The organism is Streptomyces rubellomurinus (assembly GCF_000961885.1).
Lineage (GTDB): Bacteria > Actinomycetota > Actinomycetes > Streptomycetales > Streptomycetaceae > Kitasatospora > Kitasatospora rubellomurina.
In genome coordinates, this window is record NZ_JZKH01000245.1 from 1 (window position 1) to 1,164 (window position 1,164).

At 75.9% G+C, this 1,164-nt stretch carries 1 protein-coding gene; it reads right to left on the reverse strand.

What is annotated here, in order from left to right; all coding sequences use genetic code 11:
* On the reverse strand, positions 1-1,164 hold a 1,164-nt coding region (locus tag VM95_RS37580), incomplete at both ends, for a beta-ketoacyl synthase N-terminal-like domain-containing protein (RefSeq protein WP_045705946.1).

The window sequence follows — 1,164 nt, forward strand, 5'->3', positions numbered from 1 at the left end:
GGGCTGGCGGCGAGGAGTTCGACGGCCATGCCCGCCCACTGCGACCCCTGCCCCGGGAACACGAACACCGCACCCGAACCGGAAGCCGGAACCGACTCCCCCTCGGCCACCGCACCCAGCCGCTCGGTGAGTTCCGCCACCGTCCGACCGGCGACCACCGCCCGGTGCTCCAGTGCCGCGCGCCCCGACGCGAGCGTCCGCGCCACCGCCACCGGATCGACGTCCGGCCGGTCGGCCAGCCAGGCCCGCAGCCGCTCCGCCTGCGCCCGCAACGCCGCACCCGACCCCGCCGACAGCGCCCACGGCACCACCACCCCGCCCGGGCTCACCGCTTCCGAGACGACCGCCGCCGGCCCCTCCTCCAGGATCACGTGCGCGTTGGTCCCGCTGATCCCGAACGAGGACACCCCGGCCCGGCGCGGTCGGCCCGCGTCCGGCCAGTCCACCGACTCCGCCAGCAGCTCGACCCCGCCGACCGACCAGTCCACGTGCGGTGAAGGGCTGTCCAGGTGCAGCGACTTCGGCATCCGGCCGTGTCGCAGCGCCATCACCATCTTGATCACCCCGGCCACGCCCGCCGCCGCCTGGGTGTGCCCGATGTTGGACTTCACCGACCCCAGCCACAACGGCGCACCCGCACCCGCCCGCTCACGCCCGTACGTCGCCAGCAGCGCCTGCGCCTCGATCGGGTCCCCCAGCGCCGTCCCCGTCCCGTGCGCCTCCACCACGTCCACGTCCGACGCCGACAGCCCCCCGCTCGCCAACGCCGCCCGGATCACCCGCTCCTGCGACGGACCGTTCGGCGCCGTCAACCCATTGCTCGCACCGTCCTGATTGACCGCCGACCCCCGCACCACCGCCAACACCCGATGCCCGTGCCGCACCGCGTCCGACAGCCGCTCCACCACCAGCAGGCCCACGCCCTCGCCCCAGCCCGTGCCGTCCGCGCCCGCCGCGAAGGGCTTGCACCGGCCGTCCGCCGCCAGGCCGCGCTGCCGGGCGAACTCCACGAACACGTGCGGCGTCGCCATGACGGTCACGCCGCCCGCGAGCGCCAGGTCGCATTCGCCGCCGCGCAGCGCGTTGGCCGCCAGGTGCAGGGCGACCAGCGAGGACGAGCACGCCGTGTCGATGCTCACCGCCGGGCCCTCCAGCCCGAGCGCG